This window comes from Streptococcus intestinihominis, from assembly GCF_046824975.1.
Taxonomy (GTDB): domain Bacteria; phylum Bacillota; class Bacilli; order Lactobacillales; family Streptococcaceae; genus Streptococcus.
The window spans coordinates 68007-93812 of the sequence record NZ_JBKQBL010000004.1 but is presented as its reverse complement, the minus strand read 5'-3'; the positions used below and the strand labels follow the sequence as shown (position 1 = coordinate 93812).

The 25806-nt window shown below is 42.3% G+C and carries 24 protein-coding genes; 19 read left to right on the top strand and 5 right to left on the bottom strand.

All coding sequences use genetic code 11. The annotated features are described in order from the left end of the window. Window positions 1-1405 (top strand): hypothetical protein (locus ACLOR3_RS07345; protein WP_412037107.1); only part of this gene is annotated, 1405 nt, incomplete at its 5' end. Between the two features lie 365 nt (window positions 1406-1770). On the opposite strand, the gene ACLOR3_RS07340 is transcribed toward ACLOR3_RS07345, so the two are convergent. After that, the gene (locus ACLOR3_RS07340) at window positions 1771-2613 is read right to left on the bottom strand and encodes a DegV family protein (RefSeq protein WP_125335888.1); all 843 of its coding nucleotides are present in this window, start codon (window positions 2611-2613) and stop codon (window positions 1771-1773) included. 127 nt (window positions 2614-2740) lie between these two features. Between ACLOR3_RS07340 and ACLOR3_RS07335 the strand changes: the two genes are divergently transcribed. Next, a complete protein-coding gene (locus tag ACLOR3_RS07335; RefSeq protein ID WP_006596003.1) occupies window positions 2741-3319 on the top strand; it encodes a TetR/AcrR family transcriptional regulator in 579 nt (192 codons plus the stop codon). Window positions 3320-3345: 26 nt separating this feature from the next. Here the strand turns inward: ACLOR3_RS07335 and ACLOR3_RS07330 are convergent, their stop codons facing one another. The 3 genes from ACLOR3_RS07330 to coaA form a co-directional block, all read right to left on the bottom strand. Next, entirely contained in the window at window positions 3346-3876 is a 531-nt protein-coding gene (locus ACLOR3_RS07330; RefSeq protein ID WP_411399871.1) for a DNA topology modulation protein, read from the bottom strand. 65 nt (window positions 3877-3941) lie between these two features. After that, window positions 3942-4190, bottom strand: coding sequence for a 30S ribosomal protein S20 (rpsT, locus tag ACLOR3_RS07325; protein ID WP_023023719.1), 249 nt, complete (start codon window positions 4188-4190; stop codon window positions 3942-3944). Between the two features lie 107 nt (window positions 4191-4297). After that, window positions 4298-5218, bottom strand: coding sequence for a type I pantothenate kinase (gene coaA, locus ACLOR3_RS07320; protein WP_129269509.1), 921 nt, complete (start codon window positions 5216-5218; stop codon window positions 4298-4300). Between the two features lie 95 nt (window positions 5219-5313). Here coaA and ACLOR3_RS07315 point away from each other — a divergent pair, with 95 nt between their 5' ends. The 8 genes from ACLOR3_RS07315 to ACLOR3_RS07280 all read left to right on the top strand — a co-directional run bounded on the left by ACLOR3_RS07315 (window position 5314) and on the right by ACLOR3_RS07280 (window position 13053). Next, complete coding sequence (locus ACLOR3_RS07315) at window positions 5314-5907, top strand: class I SAM-dependent methyltransferase (protein WP_314369200.1); 594 nt, start codon at window positions 5314-5316, stop codon at window positions 5905-5907. Then, complete coding sequence (locus ACLOR3_RS07310) at window positions 5904-7181, top strand: pyrimidine-nucleoside phosphorylase (protein WP_125335879.1); 1278 nt, start codon at window positions 5904-5906, stop codon at window positions 7179-7181. Before ACLOR3_RS07315 ends, ACLOR3_RS07310 begins: the two co-directional genes overlap by 4 nt. A gap of 22 nt (window positions 7182-7203) precedes the next feature. Next, on the top strand, window positions 7204-7866 hold the full coding sequence (gene deoC, locus ACLOR3_RS07305; RefSeq protein WP_061564122.1) for a deoxyribose-phosphate aldolase: 663 nt from the start codon (window positions 7204-7206) through the stop codon (window positions 7864-7866). Continuing rightward, on the top strand, window positions 7853-8242 hold the full coding sequence (locus tag ACLOR3_RS07300; RefSeq protein ID WP_411399870.1) for a cytidine deaminase: 390 nt from the start codon (window positions 7853-7855) through the stop codon (window positions 8240-8242). The genes deoC and ACLOR3_RS07300 overlap by 14 nt, the downstream gene beginning before the upstream one ends. A 78-nt stretch (window positions 8243-8320) precedes the next feature. Continuing rightward, a complete protein-coding gene (locus ACLOR3_RS07295; protein WP_048687944.1) occupies window positions 8321-9376 on the top strand; it encodes a BMP family lipoprotein in 1056 nt (351 codons plus the stop codon). 137 nt (window positions 9377-9513) lie between these two features. Further along, window positions 9514-11046, top strand: a complete 1533-nt coding sequence (locus tag ACLOR3_RS07290; protein WP_006596012.1) for an ABC transporter ATP-binding protein — start codon at window positions 9514-9516, stop codon at window positions 11044-11046. Beyond that, entirely contained in the window at window positions 11039-12094 is a 1056-nt protein-coding gene (locus tag ACLOR3_RS07285; RefSeq protein ID WP_048687948.1) for an ABC transporter permease, read from the top strand. Before ACLOR3_RS07290 ends, ACLOR3_RS07285 begins: the two co-directional genes overlap by 8 nt. 2 nt (window positions 12095-12096) lie before the next feature. Next, window positions 12097-13053 carry an ABC transporter permease gene (locus ACLOR3_RS07280; protein ID WP_195323786.1) on the top strand — a complete coding sequence of 319 codons (957 nt, stop codon included), beginning with the start codon at window positions 12097-12099 and terminating at the stop codon, window positions 13051-13053. A 57-nt stretch (window positions 13054-13110) separates the two neighbouring features. On the opposite strand, the gene ACLOR3_RS07275 is transcribed toward ACLOR3_RS07280, so the two are convergent. Next, the gene (locus ACLOR3_RS07275) at window positions 13111-14001 is read right to left on the bottom strand and encodes a polysaccharide deacetylase family protein (RefSeq protein WP_223356099.1); all 891 of its coding nucleotides are present in this window, start codon (window positions 13999-14001) and stop codon (window positions 13111-13113) included. A gap of 248 nt (window positions 14002-14249) precedes the next feature. Between ACLOR3_RS07275 and ACLOR3_RS07270 the strand changes: the two genes are divergently transcribed. The 9 genes from ACLOR3_RS07270 (at window position 14250) to ACLOR3_RS07230 (ending at window position 25782) form a co-directional block, all read left to right on the top strand. Beyond that, window positions 14250-15536 carry a homoserine dehydrogenase gene (locus ACLOR3_RS07270; protein ID WP_223363571.1) on the top strand — a complete coding sequence of 429 codons (1287 nt, stop codon included), beginning with the start codon at window positions 14250-14252 and terminating at the stop codon, window positions 15534-15536. A gap of 1 nt (window position 15537) precedes the next feature. Continuing rightward, complete coding sequence (gene thrB, locus ACLOR3_RS07265) at window positions 15538-16413, top strand: homoserine kinase (protein WP_411399869.1); 876 nt, start codon at window positions 15538-15540, stop codon at window positions 16411-16413. A 157-nt stretch (window positions 16414-16570) separates the two neighbouring features. Further along, window positions 16571-17497: a hypothetical protein gene (locus ACLOR3_RS07260; protein ID WP_195323790.1), complete on the top strand. Its 927-nt coding sequence runs from the start codon at window positions 16571-16573 to the stop codon at window positions 17495-17497. Between the two features lie 132 nt (window positions 17498-17629). Next, a complete protein-coding gene (gene murB, locus ACLOR3_RS07255) occupies window positions 17630-18532 on the top strand; it encodes a UDP-N-acetylmuramate dehydrogenase (RefSeq protein WP_411399868.1) in 903 nt (300 codons plus the stop codon). 205 nt (window positions 18533-18737) lie between these two features. Continuing rightward, window positions 18738-19895: an ABC transporter ATP-binding protein gene (locus tag ACLOR3_RS07250; protein WP_129821952.1), complete on the top strand. Its 1158-nt coding sequence runs from the start codon at window positions 18738-18740 to the stop codon at window positions 19893-19895. Next, the gene (locus ACLOR3_RS07245; RefSeq protein WP_048687974.1) at window positions 19876-20682 is read left to right on the top strand and encodes an ABC transporter permease; all 807 of its coding nucleotides are present in this window, start codon (window positions 19876-19878) and stop codon (window positions 20680-20682) included. The genes ACLOR3_RS07250 and ACLOR3_RS07245 overlap by 20 nt, the downstream gene beginning before the upstream one ends. Then, window positions 20679-21452 carry an ABC transporter permease gene (locus tag ACLOR3_RS07240; RefSeq protein ID WP_048687979.1) on the top strand — a complete coding sequence of 258 codons (774 nt, stop codon included), beginning with the start codon at window positions 20679-20681 and terminating at the stop codon, window positions 21450-21452. The genes ACLOR3_RS07245 and ACLOR3_RS07240 overlap by 4 nt, the downstream gene beginning before the upstream one ends. After that, on the top strand, window positions 21449-22519 hold the full coding sequence (locus tag ACLOR3_RS07235; protein WP_411399867.1) for an ABC transporter substrate-binding protein: 1071 nt from the start codon (window positions 21449-21451) through the stop codon (window positions 22517-22519). The genes ACLOR3_RS07240 and ACLOR3_RS07235 overlap by 4 nt, the downstream gene beginning before the upstream one ends. Before the next feature lie 275 nt (window positions 22520-22794). Beyond that, the gene (locus tag ACLOR3_RS07230) at window positions 22795-25782 is read left to right on the top strand and encodes a CocE/NonD family hydrolase (protein ID WP_411399866.1); all 2988 of its coding nucleotides are present in this window, start codon (window positions 22795-22797) and stop codon (window positions 25780-25782) included. The last annotated feature ends 24 nt before the right edge of the window (window positions 25783-25806 follow it).

Sequence of the window (25806 nt, the reverse complement as noted above, 5' to 3'; positions counted from 1 at the left end):
CTTTGCGCTCTTAGCCATATCCCAAGGCTTGATGAGTTTTTACAATGTTTTTTACGAAAGCAAGGATTTACAATTTTACCGTCCCTATGCCTTTTCGGATGCAGAGGTAATTGCAGGAAAGAGTATTTCGGTCATCTTAGTGCTCCTGATGGCCCTGCTTCCAATGCTGAGTTATTTCATCATTCTTCCTATTCAAGCAGGGGGAAATGTTTTGGTGGGGCTCCTTCTTGGCCTTCTTTGTGCCATGATTCTCCTCTCCATCCTCTTTTTAGGTACCTTGTTCCTATCCCATCTGATTACCAAATCAGCTGTCTTTAAGAAACACACGAGTTTGGTGTCTAACCTCATCATTGGATTGAGTAGTCTCATTTCCATTGGAGCCTATCTCTATATCAATATGCTCCAGTCAGAGCACTCGGTAGCTGGTGATTTGGTCACTCAACCCAGCATTTTTCCTCCGATAGAGGTCTTCCATACCTTTATCTTGAATCCTTTGGATTCAGCTGCACTAGTGGGGATGTTGGCTTGGGTATTGGTTCTAGCAGTCCTCCTTTGGCTGGTAAAAAGTCAGGTCTTGTCTCATTTCTATGATGCTGCCCTTGAGGTTTCTTCTAGCCATGCGGTCAAGGAGCGGGTCAGTCAGATGAAGCTAGGAGATCAGAAGGCCTTTCATCGCTTTACCGTTTCCTACCATAAACGGCTTCTGAGTGATGGTACCTTGCTGACGCAGGTTATCTTCATGATGGCAATTTTCCCTTATCTGTTCACATTTGGCTTGTTTTTAGGAGCATCGCGAGCTTCCCTCCAAATTGAAAACTACCTCACGCCCCAATACCTGCTTCCTTTATCGTTGATTGCTTTTATGATTGGAGTCTTCAACTCTGTGGAAAGCTTGACCAGTATTGGAATCTCCTTGGAGCGGGAAAATTTCGCTTATCTCCGTGCCCTTCCGATTGACTTTAAACGCTATTGTTTTAAAAAATTTTGGATCCTCTTTTCGGTTCAGTCTGCTTTACCGATCGTGCTCTTAGTAGGGGTATCTTGCTACTTTGGGGTCCATCTCCTCTCCCTTCTAGCTATGCTGTTGATTTGGTTTTTGACCAGTTTGAGTTTGAGTGTAATCGCTTTTCGACGTGATTACAAGCTCTTAACGACTAATTGGTCGACTGTGACAGATCTGATGAACCGTAACAGAGGGAATGCTGCCCTGAGAGGCTTATTAATCTTTATCTTTATTATCGTCATGCTGATTTTGATAGGATTTGCTTTCTATCTCTCTGCTGTGGCCTTCACCACCTTGATTGCTAGTGTGATTTATCTTCTCATTGCAACTATAGGAGCTCTTGCAACTGTTTCTATCTATAAACGTACTTTTTATAAATTTAACCAAGAAATTGGTGAATAAAAAAGATTCCCTTTGGTCCTGACCGAAGGGAATCTGTATTTTAAAATACTGGAATGAGTTCTAGCCTTTCAGATTGAAGACAAAGTCATATTAAAAACTTTCCTTAGGTGAGTACGGACGTCAGCGAACTTCTTCGAAGTTCCAAGACTAATTATTGAGCCTAAGGTCTCAATAATTCCGAGTGCCTGAAACGTTATTGTTTCAGGCACTTTTCTCACAGCGGAAAGTTTTGGTATTTTTTTGAATCGATTTAAAAATTGGAACTCATTTCTATTTCTGCAGAATCGCTTAACTTATTTTACTTTAAAATAGTTTGTCTACATTATAAAAGACTGGAATGAGTTCCAGTCTTTTATAATTTGTTGTTAAATTTCATAGCCGATTAAGAGGCCACCTTCTTCAGCATAGAAGCTGCAGAGGCCAGAGGTCGGAAGAACTTCAATATCCGCATTGGCGAATTTTTCATGGACCAAGGCAGAGAGTTGTTCTACGAATTTATCGTTGCGGCGGTGAGCGATGGTGATGTGTCCACCTTTATAGCCGGCTTTGAGCATTTCTTCAAAAGTAGTGGAAATAGCTTTCTTTTGGCCACGGGCTTTATGGAGGAGCTCAAGGGTTCCAGTATCGCTAGCTTGGCCGACCATACGGATGTTTAAGAGGCCGACAACCGTTCCGATAATTTTATTAAGTCGACCATTTTTAACCAAATTATCGACCTTAGCCAGTACAAAAATCAGTTTGGTTTTTTCTTGGTATTTAGTGATGACTTCGACCACTTGATCAAAGTCAAGGTCTTGGGCGATGAGTTGATGGAGTTTGCGGACGAGGAGGTCCACTTCACCACCAGCTGATAAACTATCGATCACATGGATATTGCTTGCAGGATGGTCTTCTAGATAAAGTTTTTTTGCGACCTGAGCACTATTGTGGCTTCCAGACAAAGTACCAGTGATGGTAACAACGATGATATTATCAGCACCCTCGAAGGCCTTCATATAGTCATCAGGACTAGGACAAGCTGATTTGGAAGCAGTAGTAGTCGCATACATATCTTCCATCATTTTATCTGTATCAAGCTTGGCGTCGTCTGTATAGATGGTCTCACCAATCTGGATGGTAAGGGGAACTGAAACAAAGCTAGTATCTGGTGCAGCACTTTCATAAGTACGATAATCACAGCCAGAATCTGCAATAATTTTCCATTTCATTTTTATTACCTCAAAATGTAAAAAATTGTACATTGACAAGTAGTTAGTCTTTTTTTACAATTATATCATGAAGTTGCATTCTCTGAAAGCAGATACATTCAGATGATACAGATAGAAAGTAAGTGTTATGGCAGAAAGAAAGATATCCGAAAAATCCTTAGAAAATTTAAAACGGTCTAACCAAGAAAGCAATGCCATCACACGCGAATCCTTGGAGATTTCCTTACTTCAGTTGTTGGATAAAAAGGACTTGAAAAAGATTACCATTTCAGAATTGGTGGAGAGAGCAGGAGTTTCTCGCGCAGCTTTTTACCGAAATTATGAGTCAAAAGAAGAATTGCTCGAATCCATCTTCCAATCAACTGTTTCTAAGATTACTAAGTCTTTGGAAGGCTATAATTTTAAGACCGATTTGTACCAGATTTGGGTCTATCTCTTTAAAGAGGCCAAGAAGGAAGCCCGCATTATCAGCTTGGCCGTCGATTATAATTTTGAGAAACTGCTTACCAAGGCCGTTTATGAATTTCTGGAAAAGAGGAGTAAAAGTCAGAAATCCTCACAAGGACCAGCTAGCTATTTGAATTCCTTCCTCAGCTCAGCCATTGTCTCTGTCCTAGCCAAGTGGATTAAGGATGGCATGAAGGTGCCGGCGGAGAAGATGGCTTCCTTAGGTCTTCCCTTGTTTCCTCAAAAGAAAAGAAAATAAGAAAAATGATCTACTAGATCGAGTGTTTACTTCGATTCCAGTAGATCATTTTTTACTTTATCTAGGAAACGGTCCAGTTCCTTTTGATTCTTGAGAGAGATGAATTTTTCGGGGTAGGTGGAGTGGATGTTTTGATACCTTTCTCTGGTAGTTTTTGTTCGTCCATCCCAGAGAATCCAACGGATGAATTCCCAGTCAAAGCGTTCAGGGCAGCCTGCTGCCATACTCTCACGGACCCGACCTTTATAACGGCGGTATCGTTTCCATCCTCTATAGAGGCAGTTCCAACGAGAGAAGTTGAGAAAGATAATCTGGTCGGCTTGCTCCATTCTCTCCTCATAGCAGCACCAAGAGTAATTGCCATCAATGACCCAGTCTCTATGCTCGCTGAGAAACTGTTTCATTTCTTGCTCCATCCAATCCCGGTCACTGTCTATCCAACCCGGTTGAAATTGAAGGGTGTCCATGTGGAGCTTGGGAATGGAGTAGTAGCGGACTAGGTTTTCAGCCAAAGTTGACTTACCAGATCCTGAATAGCCGATAATCATAATTTTCATGTCTTCTCCTCATTTGGAAGCAACAAAAAAAGCTCCGAGGAGCTCATTTTGTATGCAATGCTTGATTAGCCAAGTTTTGCTGCAAGACGTGCTTTATCACGGCTAGCTTTGTTTTTGTGGATCAAACCTTTAGTTTCTGCTTTATCGATAGCTGAGCTAGCAGCGCGGTAAAGTTCTTCAGATGGGTTTGCTTCAAAAGCTTTGATTGCAGTACGCATAGCTGATTTTTGAGCTGAGTTTTTTTCGTTTTGTTTAACGTTCAATTCAGCGCGTTTGATAGCTGATTTAATGTTTGCCAATTTTTTCACCTCCAATGATATTCTAACTCTCTTATTATATCTGAAAACTTTTCTTTTGACAAGCCCAAACTAATTTTTATTCGAATCGCTATTTTTTTAAAGATCATTTTGTCTTAAAACTCTTATCTCTTGAGATAGATTTCGTCGATCTCATGGTTGGCAGATTTGTGCAGGATCAGTTCGGCTCGGTTACGGGTGGGCTCGATATAGTCTTTTAGATTTAAGAGATTGATCGACTCCCATACCTGATGAGCGAAGGCGAGGACTTCTTCTTCAGGTTGCTTAGTAAAGCGGTGGTAGTAGTTGCTTGGGTCATCTTTCGCACGGTCTAACAACTTTTTAAAGCGATCGATATACCAGGACTCAATATTGGCAACCTCAGCATCCACATAGATGGAAAAGTCAAAGAAGTCTGTCATATAGAGCCGATCGTTTTGGGGATTCTGAAAGACATTGATCCCTTCAACGATAATGAAGTCCGCAGCTTGGATGGTTTGCTTCTGGTCAGGGACGATATCATAAATCTCGTGAGAATAGACAGGGATTTGATAGCTTTGCCCATTTTTGAGCTGGTTGAGGAAATCCAAAAGGAGCTCCATATCATAACTTTCAGGGAAGCCCTTGCGATTGAGAATGTTTTGTTCAATCAAGGTGGCGTTGGGATACAAGAAGCCATCGGTGGTCACCAATTCAACAGTAGAATCTGAAAAGGTCCGAGAAAGAAGGATTTGAAGGAGACGACTAGTCGTTGATTTGCCGACAGCCACGCTCCCTGAAATTCCAATCATAAAAGGCTGTTTTTTACTTTCCTGTTGGAGAAAAATGCCTTTTGAGAATGCTAAATCCTCTTTCGCTTTTTTGTAGATTTGGATTAAGTGTGTCAGCGGTAAATAAATGTCTGTCACATCTTGTAAACTAATGAGGTCGTTAAAACTCTTGATTGAATTCAATTCCTCTTCAGATAGAGGAGGGGTTGATTTCCGGTGGAGATTTTGCCAAGTTTGTCGATTGATCTTTTCGAAGTGTAGAAATTCTTTATCCATTGCAAGCCTTTCCTCCATAGTGACCTTTAGTATATCAGTTTTAAGATCTTCTGTAAACGATTTAAAAATAGGTTAAATTATGCTATAATGCTAATATGAGTAAAATGTACTATGATGAACATCCAGATGCTCAACATGATATCCACGAGTTAGATGTGGTCCTTCTAGGAGAGCAGATGAAATTTTTGACGGATGCGGGCGTTTTTAGTAAGAAAATGATCGATTTTGGGAGCCAGGTCCTCTTGTCTTGTCTGTCTTTTCAGCAAGGGGAGTCGATTTTAGACGTCGGTTGTGGCTATGGGCCACTTGGGCTTTCTTTGGTCAAGGCCCAAGGAATCCATGCTACTATGGTAGACGTCAATACACGGGCTTTAGATCTAGCTAAGAAAAATGCGGCTTTAAATAAGGTCGAAGCTACTATCTTTCAATCAAATGTTTATGATCAGGTTGAGGGAAGTTTTGATCATATTATCAGTAACCCTCCCATTCGGGCTGGAAAAAAGGTAGTCCATGAAGTGCTTTCTGGAAGTTTTGACCATTTGAATCCTGGTGGAGACTTAACCATTGTCATCCAGAAAAAGCAGGGAGCTCCAAGTGCGAAGGCCAAAATGGAGGAAGTCTTTGGGAATTGTGAAATCCTCAAAAAAGACAAAGGTTATTATATTTTAAGGAGTGAAAAAGTCACATGAGAGCTGTAGATATCATTCAGAAAAAACGTGATGGCATTGAGTTGAGTAAAGATGAGATTCATTGGTTGATCGAAGGCTATGTGGCTGGAACAGTACCTGATTATCAAATGGCTGCCTTTGCCATGGCGGTTTATTTCAAGGGGATGACGACCCGAGAAATTTCAGATTTGACCATGAAGATGGTGGAGACAGGGGAGCAATTCGACCTTTCCGCTATTAAAGGCATCAAGGTGGACAAACACTCAACAGGTGGTGTAGGGGACAAAGTAACAATTGTACTGGCACCTCTAGTGGCTAGTTTTGGCGTCCCAGTTGCCAAGATGAGCGGTCGTGGTCTTGGACATACAGGGGGGACCATCGATAAGCTAGAATCCATTAAAGGATTCCAAATTGAGCGGACCCAGGAAGAGTTCATTAAACAAGTACAAGAGATTGGCCTTTCTGTCATTGGACAGTCGGACCAATTGGTCATGGCGGATAAGCTTCTCTATGCACTTCGGGATGTAACAGCGACGGTTGATACAATTCCATTGATTGCCAGCTCGGTCATGAGTAAGAAGATTGCGGCTGGAGCGGATGCCATCCTTCTCGATGTCACCGTTGGAGAAGGAGCCTTTATGAAGACCATTGAAGAGGCGCGTGAACTGGCTCGTACCATGGTGGATCTTGGTAATGCTGTTGGTCGTAAGACCATTGCTGTCTTGACGGATATGAGCCAGCCTTTAGGAACCAGCATCGGGAACCGTCTCGAAATTCTTGAAGCCTTAGATATTCTTCAAGGCAAAGGCAGAGAAGATGTGACTCACTTCATTTGTGAATTGGCTCAAATTATGCTTGAACTCGGCGGGGTGACGGCCAGCTTGGAAGAAATCAAGCAGCATCTGACAGCTGGCAAAGCACTGAAGAAGTTTGAAGAAATGGTCCTTGCTCAAGGTGGAGATTTAGACGATCTCTATCGTCCAGTTCAGGTAAAAGAACAAGTGCCTGTCTATGCAGAAGAGGATGGCTATATTGCAGCCTTGCCTGCGATGGAACACGGACTCTTCGCTATGCGTCTTGGGGCTGGCAGAGCAGTCAAATCAGATGATTTAGATTATGAAACAGGGATTGTTTTTGCTAAGAAAGTTGGGGATCCTGTTCAAAAAGGCGACCTTGTTGCAACTATTTATACAAATTTAGAAATTAGTCAAAAAACCATTGCAGAATTCCAAAAAAATGTTAAAATACTAGACAAGGTTGTAAGCGTTTCAGAAATTATTGAAATTGTTTCGTAATTCATTTGGGGGAGATTTATTAATGAAATTAAACAAATATATTGACCACACATTATTAAAACCTGATGCACAACAAGAACAAATCGAGGCTTTGATCGAAGAAGCGAAAGAATATGATTTTGCAAGTGTTTGTGTCCAACCGACCTGGGTCAACTTCGCTGCAGAAGGACTTCGGGATTCAGATGTAAAAGTGTGTACAGTGATTGGTTTCCCTCTTGGCGCAAATACACCAGCTGTTAAAGCATTTGAAACTCAAAATGCCATCCAAAATGGAGCCGATGAGATCGATATGGTCATCAATATCGGTGCCTTGAAATCAAAAAATCTGACATTAGTAGAAGAGGACATTCAGGCTGTTGTAGATGCAAGTGGTGATCGCTTGGTAAAAGTGATAATCGAAACCTGCTTGTTAACTGAAACTGAAAAAGTAGTGGCTTGCCAGATTGCCAAATTGGCAGGAGCAGACTTTGTCAAAACTTCAACTGGTTTCTCTACTGGAGGAGCAACTGTTGAGGATGTTGCCCTCATGCGCCAGGTTGTTGGACCGGATATGGGAGTGAAAGCATCTGGAGGTACTCGTAGCTATGAGGATGCACAAGCCATGATCCAAGCGGGTGCTAACCGAATCGGCACTTCCTCTGGAGTAGCCATCATGAAGGGAGAAGTAGCCCATGGCGACTACTGAGTTGATTGACCTAGCTGTAAAAACAAGTGAGAATGCTTATGTACCTTATTCTCATTTTCCAATTGGAGCTGTTCTTGTGACAGATGAGGGGAAGATTTATACAGGCGTCAATATTGAAAATGCGAGCTTCGGCTTGACCAATTGTGGCGAGCGGACAGCCATCTTTAAGGCTGTTTCAGAAGGAGAGCGTTTATTTAAGGAATTAATTATTTATGGTCAGACGGAAAAACCAGTTTCACCCTGTGGTGCTTGTCGCCAGGTGATGGCTGAATTTTTCGAGCCAGACCTACCGGTTACTCTGGTAGCCAAAGATAAATCGACGGTCGTGATGACGGTCAAGGAATTGCTTCCATATTCCTTTACAGATCTTACCTAGTAACATCTGTAAAGGCGGTCTATTGACCCTTTCATTAATCCGCAACTTAGTTGCATATCTTATTTAGGAGGTTCAGAAATGAACAAGAAACAATGGTTAGGCCTAGGTCTAGTAACTGTCGCTGCAATCGGACTTGCTGCATGTGGAAATCGTGCGTCTCGCAAAGATTCTTCAGATGCAAAAACTGATTTAAAAGCTGCTATCGTTACTGACACAGGTGGTGTTGATGATAAATCATTCAACCAATCTGCATGGGAAGGTCTACAAGCTTGGGGTAAAGAAAACGGTCTTTCTAAAGATAACGGCTTTACTTACTTCCAATCTACAAGTGAAGCAGATTTCGCGAATAACTTCAGCCAAGCTGCTACAAACGGCTACAAATTAGTTTACGGTGTTGGTTACAAACTTGCTCCAGCTGTTACAGCTGCTGCAGATGAAAATGCTGATATCAACTATGTTATCATTGACTCTGTTGTAGGAGATAAAAAGAACGTAGCATCTGCTGTTTTTGCAGATAATGAAGCTGCTTATCTTGCAGGGGTTGCTGCTGCCAAAACAACTAAGACTAACAAAGTTGGTTTCATCGGTGGAGCACGTGGTGAAGTTATCACTCGTTTTGAAAAAGGATTTGAAGCAGGCGTGAAGTCTGTAAACAAAGACATTTCAGTAGACGTACAATATGCTGAAGACTTCAACAACCCTGAAAAAGGTAGAACCATTGCAGCGACACAATACGCTGCAGGAGCTGACGTTATTTACCAAGCTGCTGGTGGTACAGGAGCTGGTGTCTTCAAGGAAGCTAAAGACTTGAACGAGAAGAAAAATGAAGACGAAAAAGTTTGGGTTATTGGTGTAGACCGTGACCAAGTTGATGAAGGTAAATACACTTCAAAAGATGGTAAAGAATCTAACTTCGTATTGGCTTCTACTTTGAAACAAGTTGGTAAAACTGTTCAAGAAATCGCAACTCAAACTGCTGATGGCAAATTCCCAGGTGGAAAAGTGATCACATTTGGTTTGAAAGATGGTGGTGTTGATTTGACAACTTCTAATCTTTCTGAAGATGCTAAAAAAGCAGTAGAAGATGCTAAAAAACAAATTATCGATGGTAGTGTAAAAGCACCTGAGAAATAAAACCTTCCAGAAGCGATCCATCCTTCTTGGGTCGCTTTTTTATGAGGTGTTGAGACATTTTGTCTCAATAGAACTTACTAACTCGTTTAGCAGGTCCTACTGAAATAAAATATAGTTTTCTAGAAAGGAATATTCGAATGGCACACGAAAACGTCATTGAGATGCGTGAAATTACCAAAATCTTTGGTGAATTTGTCGCAAACGACAAAATCAACCTCGAATTGCGTAAAGGTGAAATTCATGCACTTCTTGGTGAAAATGGAGCTGGGAAATCAACCCTGATGAATATGTTGGCTGGTCTTTTGGAACCAACGAGCGGAGAAATTGTGGTCAATGGGAAGTCTGAAAAACTAGATTCTCCTTCAAAGGCTGCTTCTCTAGGGATCGGGATGGTTCACCAGCACTTCATGTTGGTGGAAGCTTTCACTGTTGCAGAAAATATCATTCTTGGTAGCGAAGTTACTAATAAAGGTGTATTAGATTTGAAAAAAGCTAATGCAGATATCCTTGAGTTGTCAGAACGCTACGGCTTAGCTGTGGATCCTACCGCAAAAGTTGAAGATATTTCTGTCGGTGCTCAACAACGTGTAGAAATCTTGAAGACGCTCTATCGCGGAGCTGATATTCTGATTTTCGACGAGCCTACTGCAGTGTTAACTCCTGCTGAAATTTTGGAGTTGATGGAAATCATGAAAACCCTTGTTAAAGAAGGGAAATCTATCATCCTTATCACTCACAAACTAGATGAAATTCGTGCCGTTGCAGACCGTGTCACAGTTATTCGTCGTGGTAAATCTATTCAAACCGTTGGTATCGAAGGTGCTACCAATAAAGATTTGGCAGAAATGATGGTTGGGCGCTCAGTTTCTTTCGTAACAGAAAAAGAAGAAGCACAGCCTAAAGAAGTGGTTCTTGCAATTTCTGATTTAGTCGTGAATGAAAACCGTGGTGTTCCTGCGGTCAAAGAGCTATCTCTTGATGTTCGTGCAGGCGAAATTGTCGGGATTGCAGGGATTGATGGGAATGGTCAGAGTGAATTGATTCAGGCTATTACCGGACTCCGTAAAGTCAAATCAGGTAGTATCAAAATTAAGGGACAAGAAGTTGTTGGACTTTCCCCACGTAAGATTACTGAAATGAATGTCAGCCACGTGCCTGAAGATCGTCATCGTGATGGTCTTGTGCTTGAAATGATGCTTTCTGAAAACATCGCACTTCAAACTTACTACAAAGAACCACTTAGCAAAAACGGTGTCTTAAATTACAATCAAATTAATTCCTATGCCCGCAAGTTGATGGAAGAATTTGATGTTCGTGCAGCCAACGAGATTGTGCCAGCAAGTGCTCTATCAGGAGGAAATCAACAAAAGGCCATTATTGCTCGTGAAGTTGATCGGAATCCAGATTTGTTAATCGTTAGCCAACCGACACGTGGTTTGGATGTTGGTGCGATTGAGTACATCCATAAACGTTTGATTGGTGAACGTGATAAAGGGAAAGCCGTCCTCGTTGTCAGCTTCGAATTAGATGAAATTCTAAATCTATCCGACCGGATTGCTGTTATTCATGATGGAAAAATCCAAGGTATTGTGAAGCCATCTGAGACCAACAAACAAGAGCTTGGTATTCTTATGGCTGGTGGAGAAATCAAGGAGGCTTCAAATGAATAAAAATACAAGACAAATTGCTATTCCTTTTATTTCTGTAATCCTAGGAATCATCCTCGGAGCCATTATCATGTGGATCTTTGGTTATGATGCTCTTTGGGGTTATGAAGAACTCTTCAAGACAGCTTTTGGTTCCATTAAAAATGTGGGTGAAATTTTCCGTACTATGGGGCCGCTGATTTTGATCGCTCTCGGATTTGCGGTAGCCAGTCGAGCTGGATTTTTCAATGTCGGCTTACCAGGACAAGCCTTAGCTGGTTGGATTGCGGCAGTATGGTTTGCTTTGTCCTTCCCAGATATTCCGCGTATCCTAATGATTCCTTTGACGGTCCTTGTGGCTGCAATTGCCGGTGGTCTCATTGGTTTGATTCCAGGACTTCTGCGAGCATTTTTGGGGACGAGTGAAGTCATCGTTACTATTATGATGAACTACATCGTACTGTTTGCTGGAAATGAAATTATCCGGAACTTCCCTAAAAAGTTCATGGTCGATTCTGAATCCAGTATTACAGTTGGGGCAAATGCAAGTTATCGTTTAGGCTTTCTGACGGAATTGACTAAGTCACGGATGAATATCGGTATCTTTATCGCCTTGATTGCTGTTGCAGTTATTTGGTTCATTATTAAGAAAACAACACTTGGTTTTGAAATCCGTTCCGTTGGTCTCAACCCGAATGCTTCAGACTATGCAGGGATGTCAGCTAAACGTACCATCATCCTTTCCATGGTGATTTCAGGTGCCCTTTGTGGGATTGGAGGAGCTGTAGAAGGGATTGGTACCTTCCAGAACGTTTATGTTCAAGCTGGTTCCTTGGCTGTTGGATTTAATGGGATGGCAGTGGCTCTCCTTGCTAGCAATTCTCCTATTGGGATTGTCTTTGCGGCCTTCTTGCTTGGAACCTTGCAAACAGGTGCGCCAGGTATGACCACAGCGACTATTCCACCAGAACTTGTCAATATTGTGACAGCTTCAATCATCTTCTTTGTAAGTGCTCACTATATTATCGAAAAATACATCAAGCCTAAAAAACAAATGAAAGGAGTAGAGTAAGGATGAATATTGTTGCTATACTAACGATTCTTGTATCGAATATGCTGGTCTATGCTGCTCCCCTCATTTTCACTAGTATCGGAGGTGCCTACTCCGAACATGCTGGTGTCGTTAATGTCGGTTTGGAAGGGATCATGGTTATGGGAGCTTTCACAGGAGTCGTGTTTAACTTGACTTTTGCTGGCTCTCTTGGTGGCATGACAATTTGGCTTTCTCTCCTTGCAGGCGGTTTGGTTGGTCTTATTTTCTCCGCGCTCCATGCGGTAGCGACTATTAACTTCCGTGCTGACCATGTGGTTAGTGGTACGGTATTGAACTTGTTGGCTCCTGCCTTAGCCGTCTTCTTGGTAAAAGCCATCTACGGAAAAGGTCAAACCAACAATATCGATTTGTCATTTGGTAAATTTGATTTTCCTTTCTTGTCTGATATTCCTGTCATTGGTGATATCTTCTTCAAGAATACTAGCTTAATGGGATATGTAGCGATTGCATTTTCATTTGTAGCATGGTTTATCATGTTTAAGACGAAATTCGGTCTTCGCCTTCGCTCAGTTGGTGAACATCCTCAAGCTGCGGATACCCTCGGTATCAATGTTTACCTCATGCGTTACTATGGTGTGCTCATCTCTGGATTCTTAGGAGGAGTTGGGGGTGCCTTGTATGCACAATCTGCTTCTGTCAATTTCTCTGCCACTACCATTGTGGGACCAGGATTTATCGCCCTAGCGGCCATGATTTTTGGTAAATGGAGCCCAATCGGTGCCATGCTATCCAGTCTATTCTTTGGACTTTCACAAGCCTTGGCAGTTGTATCTACGCAGATTCCTTTCCTTGCCCATATTCCAGGAGTTTACCTCCGTATTGCCCCGTATGTATTGACCATCATTGTCCTAGCAGCCTTCTTTGGTAAGTCGGTTGCACCGAAAGCAGATGGTGTGAACTACATCAAATCGAAATAAAAGCCTCCATTATGGAGAACGAAAGCACGAGTCATTCGGACTCGTGCTTTTTTGTACTTATGGATTGGTTTGCATTTCTGCAAGTAGGTTTTTTGCTGTCGTAGTCGGTAAGATTCGCAGGCGATTTAGTGAGTAAAGGCCATCATCTAGACTGGCTAGTCCATTATTGGTCGTTAAGCCCATTTTGTAGCCATTTTTTTCTGCTAGTTCCATGGTGACATCAGAGTAGCGACCGGCAGGGTAGACAATGGTGGTAGTGGTTTGATGGAGTTTCTTATCTAGTACTTGTTTGGAATTTGCGAGTTCAGATTCCTGACGAGAGCTATCTGATTGAGCCAAGTCTGGGTGAGATACCGTATGACTTTCAAAGGTCATACCTTGCGCTTTCATTTCTTTGATTTGATCGAAGGTTAAAACACTGGGTCTTTCCTCGTCAGAAAAGGAAGTAATGATATTGTTGGTTGCGGTCATTTGGTATTTTTTTAAGAGTGGATAGACTATGGTATAAAAGTCAGCAATTCCATCATCAAACGTTAACCAAACGACTTTTCTCCCTTCAGGCAGTTCATTTTTAGTGAGTGCCCGATAGGCTTCCTCAGGCGTCAAGGTATAGTAGCCGGCTTCTTTAAGAGCTTTGAGATGACTCTCAAAGGTTTCTGGTGCCACAATGAGATTAGCATTGGCTTCTTCAGAAGGAGCCATCGTGTGAACAGCGTGGTACATGAGAATTGGAATTTTTACAGGTTGATCTTGTTTTACCCATTTAGTAGTGGAGCCTGTCTGTTTCGCAGTCTGGCTTGTTTCTGCTTCTTGTTTGTTTACACCTGGAGTTGTTACAACTCGTATCAATAGGAAGATACCTAAAATGAAGATGCAGGATAGGAGAAAAGCATTTAAAATTAGTAGCAATCGTATTTTCTTTGGGACATGTCTTTTTCGGTGATTCATAGAGACCCCTTTCTAATTCATTATCATTATATCATAGGGGCAGGAAATCTCTTTAAGACAAAGTTACAAATAGAGTAAAATTACGGGGAATATCCTTGACTTTTGAAGGAATGATTTGGGAGTTGCGTTGATGTGGAGGTTTTAATCCGGAAAAGAAGTGTTCTTCTAAAGGAAGAGAACCATAGAACTAGTCAGAAGGGGTTTGTTTTTGATATAATAGACTATATTAGATTTTTAAGGAGACCAACATGTCTGTAAAAATTGCCTTACTAGGATTTGGTACTGTTGCCAGTGGCGTACCATTTTTATTAAAAGAAAACCATGAGAAGATCAGCCAAGCTGCTCAGTCTGAAATTGAAGTAGCTAAAGTTCTTGTCAAGGATGAAGAAGAGAAAGCCCGCTTATTAGCTGCAGGGAATGACTTTAACTTTGTAACAAATGTTGATGAGATCATTGAAGACAAAGACATTGCCATCGTTGTTGAATTGATGGGTCGAATTGAGCCAGCTAAGACCTTTATTACCCGTGCTCTTCAAGCTGGAAAACATGTCGTAACAGCTAATAAAGATTTGCTTGCTGTTCATGGAGCTGAGTTGATTGCGATTGCCAAAGAGCATGGCGTTGCCCTCTATTATGAAGCAGCAGTAGCTGGAGGGATTCCAATTCTTCGGACCTTGGTAAACTCTCTCGCTGCAGATAAAGTGACTCGCGTCCTGGGTGTAGTCAATGGAACCTCCAACTTTATGATGACCAAGATGGTCGAAGAGGGCTGGTCTTATGAAGATGCTTTAGCTAAGGCTCAAGAGTTGGGCTATGCGGAAAGTGACCCAACCAATGACGTAGATGGAATTGATGCAGCCTACAAAATGGTGATTTTGAGCCAGTTTGCTTTTGGGATGAACGTTCAGTTTGACCAAGTAGGTCATAAGGGGATCCGCAACATTACTCCTGAGGATGTTGCTGTGGCTCAAAGTTTAGGCTATGTAATCAAATTGGTGGGATCTATCGAAGAAACTCCTTCAGGTCTCTCAGCAGAAGTAACTCCAACCTTCTTACCAAAAGCACACCCACTAGCAGGCGTGAATGGTGTCATGAATGCCGTTTATGTGGAGTCTATCGGAATCGGGGAATCCATGTACTATGGTCCTGGTGCAGGTCAAAAACCAACAGCCACTAGTGTAGTCGCTGACATTATTCGCATTGTTCGTCGCCTCAATGAGGGAACAATTGGAAAAGCCTTTAACGAATACAGCCGTCCTGTGCAATTGGCTAAACCAGAAGATGTGAAGAGTGATTATTACTTCTCTATTCAAACTCCAGATATGAAGGGACAATTGCTCAAGTTGGCACAAATTTTCAACCAAGAAGATGTTTCCTTTAAGCAGGTTCTCCAAGCAGGTGCCAAAGATTCTGTGGCTCGTGTTGTGATTATCACTCACCAATTGAATCAAACACAATTGCACCACATCATTGAGAAAATTGATGCTGAAGCTGACTTTACCTTGTTGAATACCTTTAAAGTATTGGGAGAATAAGATGAGAATTACAGTACCAGCGACCAGTGCCAATGTCGGTCCAGGATTTGATTCTGTTGGAATCGCTGTTTCTAAGTATTTGACCATTGATGTGCTAGAAGCTCAAGAAAACTGGTGGATTGAACATGACTTGGGAGAGGAAATCCCAAGCAATGAAGAGAATCTCTTGCTTCAAACCGCTCTCCAAGTTGCATCTGATTTGCCTCCTCATCGTCTCAAGATGACCAGTGAAGTGCCTTTGGCGCGTGGTTTGGGGTCATCCAGCTCTGTTATCGTAGCGGGGATTGAGTTGGCAAATCAACTGGGCAAGCTAACCCTAAGTGATGAAGATAAACTAGAAATTGCGACAAAAATCGAAGGTCATCCGGATAACGTAGCGCCAGCCATTTTTGGAAATCTGGTCGTAGCGAGCTATGTGGATCAGCAGACCAATCATTTGGTCCTTCCCTTCCCTGAATGTGCTTTGGTAGCCTTTGTTCCCAATTACGAACTCAAGACCAGCGATAGTCGAAATGTCCTTCCAAGTGAGTGGACTTATAAGGAGGCTGTTGCAGCTAGTGCAATCGCAAACGTGGCTATTGCCGCCCTTGCTAAGGGAGACTTGAGAGTCGCAGGGAAAGCTATCGAAGCGGATCGCTTCCATGAACGCTACCGCCAACAGTTGGTTGTAGAGTTCCCTCAGGTGAAAGAAGTTGCACATCAACACGGTGCTTATGCCACTTACCTTTCTGGTGCAGGTCCAACTATTATGACCTTACTCCCTGTTGAACATGCAGAAGCCTTTGCCAAAGACTTGGAATCTAAGGACTTAAATGGTCAGGTCTTCTCTTTAAAAATTGACACAACTGGTGTGAAGATTGAGGGCAGCGAATCCTGATTTGTTGAAAAAATGATTAGATAGGCTAAATTAGTCTATCTAATTTTATTTATCTATGATAAAATAGTTCTATAAATCATTTGTCTATCAAATTATTTTAGGATAATAAACAATTATTCGTAAGATAGATAGAATTGTAAAGGAGATTGTAATTCTAATGAAAGACTTTGAACGTCATCAACTTGCTACGGAACTTGGATTCCAGTATGATCCTGAAACTTCATCTATTTATGGGGAGAACTCTGGCTATTTCTTCTTAATGAGTGAAACAGACACAAAAAATGTCTTCAGCATTGCGCTTTCTGTTTCACGTGATGATGCAGAAGAAGCAGCGGCTCAATTGCATCAAATGGTGAAAGACTCTTCTGTTTTGAAGAGCATTAGCCTCAACCAATATGTCACAACTTTCACTGTAAAAGCTGGAATGACTAAAGCAAAAACAATTGAAAACATTCGTCAAGCCTTAACAGAAATCCTGCAATTTTTGCAAACCAATGGCTTCTACACTGTTTGTGGCTACTCTGGTGAAAAAGGCCCAGTTGGTCTCTATCAGATTGGAGATTCCCTCTTCTTGATGAACGAAGATAGCTTCCAAGAGCTCAGTACTCAACTGAAGATTGAAACGGATTCGTATAATAGTCAGAAAGAAAATGTCCTTCTTGGAACAGTCGGTGCCTTTATTGGTGCCATTATCGGAGGAGCTGTTACTCTTTTCATTGCCCGCCTCGGCTACGTAGCTTTTTATGCTGGTTTTATCCTTGGTATCTGTGTTGTCAAAGGCTATGAAATCTTAGGGAAGAAATTTAGTAAACTTGGAGCAGTTATTTCTAGCATTCTCTTGTTAGTGACTATCGTTCTCGTGCAACAATTTGACTACGCTTTAGAAGCAGTTAAGCAACTTGGAGTCGACTTTAGTGATGGATTTGATTTGATCAATACCCTTGTTCTAAATGGTGAAGCACCTGAAAAATACTTCTTTAACTTCTTTATGTTGGCAGTCTTCACTATTATTGGGGGTGGTGTTGCCATTAGTTCAGCCTTGTCCACTCATAAGACACGTGGCATTGCACGTAAGATTGGCTAATTCAATTAACCCTTGTTTAAAGAATTAAAACAGAATCGGTCCTTTGGCTGCTTCTGTTTTTTACTTCTGGGTCGAAAAGTGGGCTAGTTTTTGTTATAATGGATAAGATAACGTATAGAAGAGAGTTGTGAGATGGAAATCCTAAAGCATATCAAAGAGGAGTTGGCTGGTATTGAGATTTTGTTCAATGAGCCACTCAAACAATACACCTATACCAAGGTTGGAGGAGCGGCAGATTATTTAGCCTTTCCACGCAATCAATATGAATTAAAACGAATTGTCACCTTTGCTAATGCTCAGGAAATTCCTTGGATGGTCTTGGGGAATTCTTCCAATATTATCGTCCGTGACAGTGGGATTGAAGGCTTTGTGATCATGTTTGATCATTTCCATGACGTCCGAGTCAATGGCTATGTGATTGAAGCGGAGGCGGGAGCTAAGCTAATTGATGTGACTCATGTAGCCCGCTACCATAGCTTGACAGGCTTTGAATTTGCTTGTGGGATTCCAGGTAGCATCGGTGGAGCAGTCTATATGAATGCTGGTGCCTATGGCGGTGAGATTGCCCATATTCTTCAATCATGTAAGGTCTTGACGCCAGAAGGAGAAATTAAAACCTTAACAGCAGAAGAATTAGCTTTTGGCTATCGCCATTCCAAGATTCAAGAAACTGGTGACGTAGTGATTTCTGCCAAGTTTGCCTTAGCACCTGGTAATTATGATCAGATCGATCAAGAAATGGCTCGCCTGACTCATTTGCGTGAGCTTAAGCAACCACTTGAGTATCCGTCTTGTGGTTCGGTCTTTAAACGACCAGTCGGGCACTTTGCGGGTCAATTGATCAGTGAAGCAGGATTGAAAGGGCATCGAATTGGTGGCGTGGAGGTTTCTGAAAAGCATGCCGGCTTTATGATTAATGTCGATCATGGTACTGCCAAAGATTATGAAGACTTGATTGCCCATGTCATTGCGACAGTTGAAAAATCAGCTGGGGTGACCTTGGAGCGCGAAGTCCGTATTATTGGGAAAAATTAACGGTTCGAGATGGAATAGGGGCTACTATAGGGTAGACCCTTCCTACTTTAGAAGGGGGGTGAGTGCCTATCGATACCGAAAATAGGTGGGGCAGTCTTATAAGTCCCCGAGAGGTGTTGGTGGTCTGACGGGTCCGCTCGTCAGCCTATGAGACTAATGGTTGGTCTCAGAAGGAAACGCATGAAAAAGAAGGAATTTATGTGAATTGAAAAAACCAATTATTGAGTTTAGAAATGTCTCAAAAGTATTTGAAGACAGTGATACAGTGGTTCTCAAAGACATCAACTTTGAGTTGGAAGAAGGGAAATTCTATACCCTCCTCGGTGCTTCAGGATCTGGTAAATCAACGATTCTGAACATCATTGCTGGTTTATTAGACGCTTCGACAGGAGATGTCCTCTTGGATGGTGTTCGGATCAATGATGTACCGACCAATAAACGGGACGTCCATACCGTCTTCCAATCCTATGCCCTTTTCCCACATATGAATGTGTTTGAGAATGTTGCTTTCCCTCTCCGTTTGAAGAAAGTCGACAAGTCTGAAATCGAGAGACGAGTAACAGAAGTCCTCAAGATGGTGCAATTGGGAGGCTTTGAGAAACGGTCCATCCAGAAACTTTCTGGTGGTCAACGCCAGCGGGTAGCCATTGCACGGGCGATTATCAATGAACCGCGAGTAGTCCTCTTGGATGAGCCCTTGTCTGCCCTTGACTTGAAGTTACGGACTGACATGCAGTATGAGCTCCGTGAATTGCAACAACGCTTGGGTATTACCTTTGTTTTTGTAACCCACGACCAGGAAGAAGCGCTAGCGATGAGTGACTGGATCTTTGTCATGAACGAAGGAGAAATCGTCCAATCAGGAACGCCAGTTGATATCTACGATGAGCCCATTAACCATTTTGTTGCGACCTTTATCGGTGAGTCCAATATCCTTCCAGGGATCATGATTGAAGACTACTTAGTAGAATTCAACGGTAAACGCTTTGAGTCAGTCGATGGAGGGATGAGACCAAACGAACCGGTCGAAGTCGTCATTCGTCCCGAAGACTTGCGAATCACCCTGCCCGAAGAAGGTAAGCTCCAGGTAAAAGTGGATACCCAACTGTTCCGTGGGGTACACTATGAGATCATCGCCTATGATGAATTGGGCAATGAGTGGATGATCCACTCAACCCGTAAGGCTATCGTGGGTGAGGAAATCGGTCTGGACTTTGAGCCAGAAGATATCCACGTCATGCGTCTCAATGAAACGGAAGAAGAGTTTGATGCTCGGATCGAAGAATACGTAGAAGTGGAAGAGCAAGAAGCCGGATTGATCAATGCCATCGAGGAGGAAAGAGATGAAGAAAACAACCTCTAACCTCTTTGTGGTTCCCTACTTTCTCTGGATCCTCCTCTTTGTCTTGGCTCCCGTAGTTTTGATTATTTGGCAATCCTTTGTCAATGTCCAAGGACAAGGTTCCTTAGAGAACTACCAAACCTTTTTTACAGCGCAGAATTGGACCTACCTCAAGATGAGTTTTAACTCCATTCTCTATGCTGGAATCGTCACCTTTGTGACGCTCTTGATTTCTTACCCTACAGCTTATTTTTTGACTCAGCTCAAACATCGCCAACTCTGGCTCATGCTGATTGTCCTTCCGACCTGGGTCAACCTCTTGCTCAAGGCTTATGCCTTTATCGGGATTTTTGGTCAAGGGGGATCTATTAACCAATTCTTGAGCTTCATCGGAATCGGTCCGCAACAGATCCTTTTTACGGACTTTTCTTTCATCTTTGTTGCTAGTTACATTGAGTTGCCTTTTATGATTCTTCCTATCTTCAATGTATTGGATGATTTGGATCCAAACCTCATCAATGCTAGCTATGACCTAGGAGCTAACAAGTGGGATACCTTCCGTCGAGTTGTCTTCCCACTGTCTATGAACGGGGTTCGCTCCGGTGTCCAATCAGTCTTTATTCCAAGTTTGAGTCTCTTCATGTTGACGCGTTTGATCGGAGGAAACCGGGTCATTACCCTTGGGACTGCCATCGAGCAGCACTTCCTTACGACGCAAAACTGGGGAATGGGATCCACCATTGGGGTGGTCTTGATCCTTGCTATGCTCTTAGTCATGTGGGTAACGAGAGAAAGGAGTGAACGATGAAAAAGATTTCACGTATCTATTTAGGATTGATTTTCTTGCTCCTTTATCTACCAATCTTTTACTTGATTGCCTATGCCTTTAATGCTGGCGGGGATATGAATGCTTTTACAGGTTTTACTTTGGAGCATTTCCAAAGTCTCTTTGAGGATACTCGTCTCATGTTGATCCTCTCACAGACCTTCCTCTTAGCCTTCTTATCAGCCTTGATTGCGACTATTATTGGGACCTTTGGGGCGATCTACATTTACCAGTCTAAGAAGAAGTTTGAAGGACCATTTTTGTCCATCAATAACATCCTTATGGTGGCACCTGACGTGATGATCGGAGCTAGCTTCCTGATCCTCTTTACGACCATCAAGTTCCAGCTGGGCTTTGCTTCTGTCTTGATGAGTCACGTGGCCTTTTCTATTCCAATCGTGGTCTTGATGGTCTTGCCACGCTTGAAGGAAATGAACCGTGATATGGTCAATGCGGCCTATGACCTAGGAGCTACTCAGGTACAGATGTTGAAGGAGATTATGCTTCCTTATTTGACACCTGCCATCATCGCTGGTTACTTTATGGCCTTTACCTATTCCTTGGATGACTTTGCGGTGACCTTCTTTGTCACAGGAAATGGCTTTACGACCTTGTCTGTTGAGATCTACTCACGGGCTCGTCAAGGGATTTCGTTGAATATCAATGCCCTTTCTGCCTTGGTCTTCCTCTTCAGTATCTTACTGGTGGTCGGCTATTACTTCATCACTAGAGAGAAGGAGGAGACAGTATGAAAAAACTCTATTCATTCTTGCTAGGGATTGTCGTGGTCATCCTCGTGTTAGCGGGACTAAGTGCCCGTCTTGAAGCCAAGACCAATCCAAAAGACAGTGACAAGTTGGTCATCTACAACTGGGGAGACTATATCGATCCAGAATTGCTCAAGGAATTTACCAAGGAGACAGGCATTCAAGTCCAATACAATACATTTGATTCCAATGAAGCCATGTACACCAAGATCAAGCAAGGGGGGACGGCTTACGATATTGCTATCCCAAGTGAATACATGATCGCCAAGATGATGGACGAGAACCTGCTTGAAAAGTTGGATAAGTCTAAACTGAAAGGCTTAGACAATATCGACCCTCGTTTCCTGAACCTGGATTTTGATCCGGACAATCAGTATTCAGTTCCTTACTTCTGGGGGACTCTTGGTATCATCTACAACACCAAGATGGTCGACAAGGCCCCAGAACACTGGGCTGATCTATGGAGACCAGAGTACAAGAATGACATTATGATGTACGATGGGGCGCGTGAGGTCATGGGGATTGGACTCAATAGCTTAGGCTACAGCCTCAACTCCAAGGATCCTCAGCAATTGAAAGAGTCTGTTGATAAGCTCTATACCTTGATGCCCAATATCAAGGCTCTTGTAGCCGACGAAATGAAAGGCTACATGATCCAAAACAATGCGGCTATTGGGGTGACCTTCTCCGGTGAAGCCAGTCAAATGCTAGAGGCCAATGAGGACCTCCGCTATGTCGTCCCATCAGAAGCTAGCAACCTTTGGTTTGACAACATTGTCATTCCAAAGACCGTGAAGAATAAAGAAGCAGCTTATGCCTTTATCAACTTCATGCTTCGCCCAGAAAATGCATATAAGAACGCTCTCTATGTCGGTTATTCCACACCGAACAAAGTAGCTAAGAAGATGCTACCAAAAGAGGTCCAAGAGGACCAGGCCTTCTACCCAAGTGATGACACACTAAAGAACTTAGAAGTCTATGAACAACTTGGTAAGAAGTGGTTGGGCATCTATAACGACCTCTACCTACAAGTGAAGATGTATCGGAAGTAGGATAAAATTCTATAAAAGCTAAAGCAAGTTTCTACCAGTAAAAACCGGATTGAAACTTGCTTTTTTTGTGTGAAAAGAAGAATTGAAAACGAAAATACCTTTCTCATAGGTTCTTTCAATTATCTCAACTTTCAGAAAGATTATATTTTTATGATACCTTTTTATTTGATTTGACTATAAAGTGTAGAGAGACTACAATGAAGTTGTAAACGCTATCATTTTTATTTGAAGGCCTTCCTTCTTTCAAATCTCTACAATTTTAAAGGAGTTTCATTATGAGGAAAAAGAAGCTTACTTTTATTCTTTCTGCTTTATTACTATCGCCTATAGTAATAGCCAATCAGGTTCAAGCTGAGGAACAGGCTGAAAAGCCGACCGAAGCAGTTTCTGAGCTAGTTCGTTCTCCAGAAGCTATTTCTACTGAGAATTCACAAACAAATGCCCAGTCTGAAACTGCAAGCCTTGAGTCAGTAGTGGAGGCAGATGCTGAGATAGAGCGCCCAGTGGAGGGGGACGCTAGCAAGCTAACTGAAACTGACGATACTTTAGGAGGATTACCGAAACCTTTGTCGGTTTCAGAAACGTCTGGAAAACTCTCTAGTTTGATTGAAAATCCAAATGTGGCAAATCAAAATTTGACCATAGGGGAAACAGCAGACGAGTTGCTGAAATGGGCGGAGTCCAAACCGGACCAAACAGGTGCAACGCTTGAAGATCGACTTGAGTTTGCAAAGAGCTTGGGGATGATTCCAGATGGAGTAGGCAAGGATGAGCCGGTCCAGAATCTAAACCATATGATTTCAATCGCTAAGAAATTAAGAGAGGCCTATCGTGCAGAGAAAAAAGAACCTCTCATCCTTAATGGAAAGACCCAACCTATTTTCCCTTTTACTCCGGGTGATGTAGAAACAGGCTATTCCAATGAAAATAGTGACATTGTCCGCTTTGTTGTCTATGTTGAGTCAGATTATGATACAGATGGTGATGGGAAAAGGGATCTCATTAAAACATTTGTCCAACTTCCGAAAGCAGCTGCCAATGGAGATTATAAGGCTTCGACCATCTATGAAGCAAGTCCTTATGTGGCGGGGACGACCAATAAGGAAACCCTTGGAGAAATTGGTCTAAAAGAGGAGGGCGAGTTTGACAACAAGAAACTCTATCGTTATATAGATCCTCGTCGTCAAACTGGTTCTACCACAACTTTAGAACATGCTAAAAAGGCAGATTCCAAAGATTGGTACTATAAAAATCCAAACGAAAGTGATGCAACCTTCACACGCTACGATTATGAAAATATTAACTGGTACAACTATTTCTTGGTGAGAGGCTATGCGGTCGTTACCACATCAGGTTTGGGAAGCTATCAGTCGGAGGGAATCAATACAACAGGAAGTGACTTGGAAGTAGCTGGTTATAAGAGTGTCATTGAATGGCTAAATGGCAAACGGGTTGCTTATACAGATAAGACATCGAATATTGCTATTAAAGCAGACTGGTCGAATGGAAAAGTCGGTATGACGGGATTGTCATGGGCAGGGACCACTACCTTTGGAGTGGCTGCGACAGGGGTCGAAGGCTTGAAGACTATCGTCCCTGCGGCTGGAATTGCGAGTTGGTATGATTATTACAACAGCCAAGGAACGACCTTTAACGTGGGTCCTTATAGAGATTTGTCACATTTGTCTGTCTATGTATCCAATCGGATTCTAGATCCGGCTGATTGGAACAGAATTAAAGAGGACTATGCCCGCTACATTACTCAGTTGAATCGCGACCAACATAAACATGGCTATAATTATAGCGACATCTGGAAAAATCGCGATTATACCCTTCATCCAGAAAAATTCAAGGCCAGTGCCCTAGTCATGCATGGGTTGAATGATGATAATGTCAGAACCAAACATTTTGACCTGATGTATGAGACTCTGAAAAAGGCTGGCCAGCCCGTGAAGCTCTATCTCTATCAAGGAGATCATATCTATCCTGTCAATAAACGCTTCGGAATTAAAGAGGGGCAACAAAGTGTCAGTGACCTTCTCAATCAATGGTTTAGTCACTACCTATATGATGCAGAAAATCAGGTAGAGTCTTTACCAGAAGTAACCGTGTCTAATAACTATGATCCATCTAAATGGGAACATTATTCTAGCTGGAAGTCTAGCAATCAATTGACCTTGAAGACCCTTTCTAGACGTGAGGAAGAAACCATTGATAATGATTACTATGGTGCAGGGATGGATTGGACCAATCGTGATTCTCATACCACCAAACAATCCTCTACTGCCAATGCTTTGTTTACAGCAGAAGTGACAGAAGATGTGACCATTAAAGGGCATATTCCTGTCCATTTCCAAGCTGCCTTAGCCAAGCTGACTGATCAAAAGCACAAAGACTATCAAGTGAATGTGCAACTGGTCGATCTCTCTGATGAGAAATTTGATGTTGCATCCAATAAGATCACTTATGATGAAGCAGGCTACAAGTACCAAGAAATGCCTCTCAATACCCTTTCTGAAACAGGCTACTGGATGGGAAGTAATTTGAAAAACATTCCTAACAAGCAATTTGGAACCATTAAAACCAAGTATAAGGTTATCTCTTCTGGTTGGATCAACCTAGCCAATCCAGATGCAAGCTATGCCTCCGCTAGCTCAAGTAGTAGCATCGATCCCAAGCTTGGAGAGTTTCGGAACTACACCGTCTATCTACAACCAAACCTTTACACGGTTAAGAAGGGGCATAAACTGGGCTTGGTCTTTACTACCTTTGATAGTAACTATGTCTGGACGGATGATCCGTATTCCTATCGCTTGAAAACACAGTCCATCGTAGCAGAAATACCAACTGTTCAAAAAAGTAGTCTTCGCTATGCTTGGTATGTTCCAAATGAAAAGGATGAAACTTATCAGGTCCTTCCACTGGTTGAAGAACCCCTACCAGAATATCCACTGGATACCCTTGTGCATACTGTGGATCAGAAAGAGCAGACACCAAACAAGGATTATATACCATACGAGTCAGGTTCATTAGCAGTTGAGACTAGCAAGAAGAATACGCTGGTACCACTAGCTGTTAACTACCAACAAGAAAGATCAGAGACGGTGGATGAAAATCTCCCTCAAGTAAGCAGTACTCGTAAGGAAGGACTTTATTTGCCGCAAACTGGAATGACCACCAACTTTGAAGTCATTTCAAGTGTGTTGGGAATCGTTCTTTTAGTTGGAATGGGAATCGTCCAACTAAAAGAAAGAGAAAATTAGTCACATAGATTGAATCACCAGCTT

Coding starts and splice junctions, on each gene's coding strand:
- ACLOR3_RS07240 (WP_048687979.1), top strand. CDS start 20,679: ATGAAAAAGATTTCACGTATCTATTTAGGATTGATTTTCTTGCTCCTT.
- ACLOR3_RS07235 (WP_411399867.1), top strand. CDS start 21,449: ATGAAAAAACTCTATTCATTCTTGCTAGGGATTGTCGTGGTCATCCTC.
- ACLOR3_RS07300 (WP_411399870.1), top strand. CDS start 7,853: ATGGCGACTACTGAGTTGATTGACCTAGCTGTAAAAACAAGTGAGAAT.
- ACLOR3_RS07340 (WP_125335888.1), bottom strand. CDS start 2,613: ATGAAATGGAAAATTATTGCAGATTCTGGCTGTGATTATCGTACTTAT.
- coaA (WP_129269509.1), bottom strand. CDS start 5,218: ATGGATAAAGAATTTCTACACTTCGAAAAGATCAATCGACAAACTTGG.
- ACLOR3_RS07310 (WP_125335879.1), top strand. CDS start 5,904: ATGAGAGCTGTAGATATCATTCAGAAAAAACGTGATGGCATTGAGTTG.
- ACLOR3_RS07280 (WP_195323786.1), top strand. CDS start 12,097: ATGAATATTGTTGCTATACTAACGATTCTTGTATCGAATATGCTGGTC.
- ACLOR3_RS07230 (WP_411399866.1), top strand. CDS start 22,795: ATGAGGAAAAAGAAGCTTACTTTTATTCTTTCTGCTTTATTACTATCG.
- ACLOR3_RS07290 (WP_006596012.1), top strand. CDS start 9,514: ATGGCACACGAAAACGTCATTGAGATGCGTGAAATTACCAAAATCTTT.
- ACLOR3_RS07270 (WP_223363571.1), top strand. CDS start 14,250: ATGTCTGTAAAAATTGCCTTACTAGGATTTGGTACTGTTGCCAGTGGC.
- ACLOR3_RS07295 (WP_048687944.1), top strand. CDS start 8,321: ATGAACAAGAAACAATGGTTAGGCCTAGGTCTAGTAACTGTCGCTGCA.
- murB (WP_411399868.1), top strand. CDS start 17,630: ATGGAAATCCTAAAGCATATCAAAGAGGAGTTGGCTGGTATTGAGATT.
- ACLOR3_RS07335 (WP_006596003.1), top strand. CDS start 2,741: ATGGCAGAAAGAAAGATATCCGAAAAATCCTTAGAAAATTTAAAACGG.
- ACLOR3_RS07245 (WP_048687974.1), top strand. CDS start 19,876: ATGAAGAAAACAACCTCTAACCTCTTTGTGGTTCCCTACTTTCTCTGG.
- ACLOR3_RS07285 (WP_048687948.1), top strand. CDS start 11,039: ATGAATAAAAATACAAGACAAATTGCTATTCCTTTTATTTCTGTAATC.
- thrB (WP_411399869.1), top strand. CDS start 15,538: ATGAGAATTACAGTACCAGCGACCAGTGCCAATGTCGGTCCAGGATTT.
- ACLOR3_RS07275 (WP_223356099.1), bottom strand. CDS start 14,001: ATGAATCACCGAAAAAGACATGTCCCAAAGAAAATACGATTGCTACTA.
- ACLOR3_RS07260 (WP_195323790.1), top strand. CDS start 16,571: ATGAAAGACTTTGAACGTCATCAACTTGCTACGGAACTTGGATTCCAG.
- deoC (WP_061564122.1), top strand. CDS start 7,204: ATGAAATTAAACAAATATATTGACCACACATTATTAAAACCTGATGCA.
- ACLOR3_RS07330 (WP_411399871.1), bottom strand. CDS start 3,876: ATGAAAATTATGATTATCGGCTATTCAGGATCTGGTAAGTCAACTTTG.
- ACLOR3_RS07315 (WP_314369200.1), top strand. CDS start 5,314: ATGAGTAAAATGTACTATGATGAACATCCAGATGCTCAACATGATATC.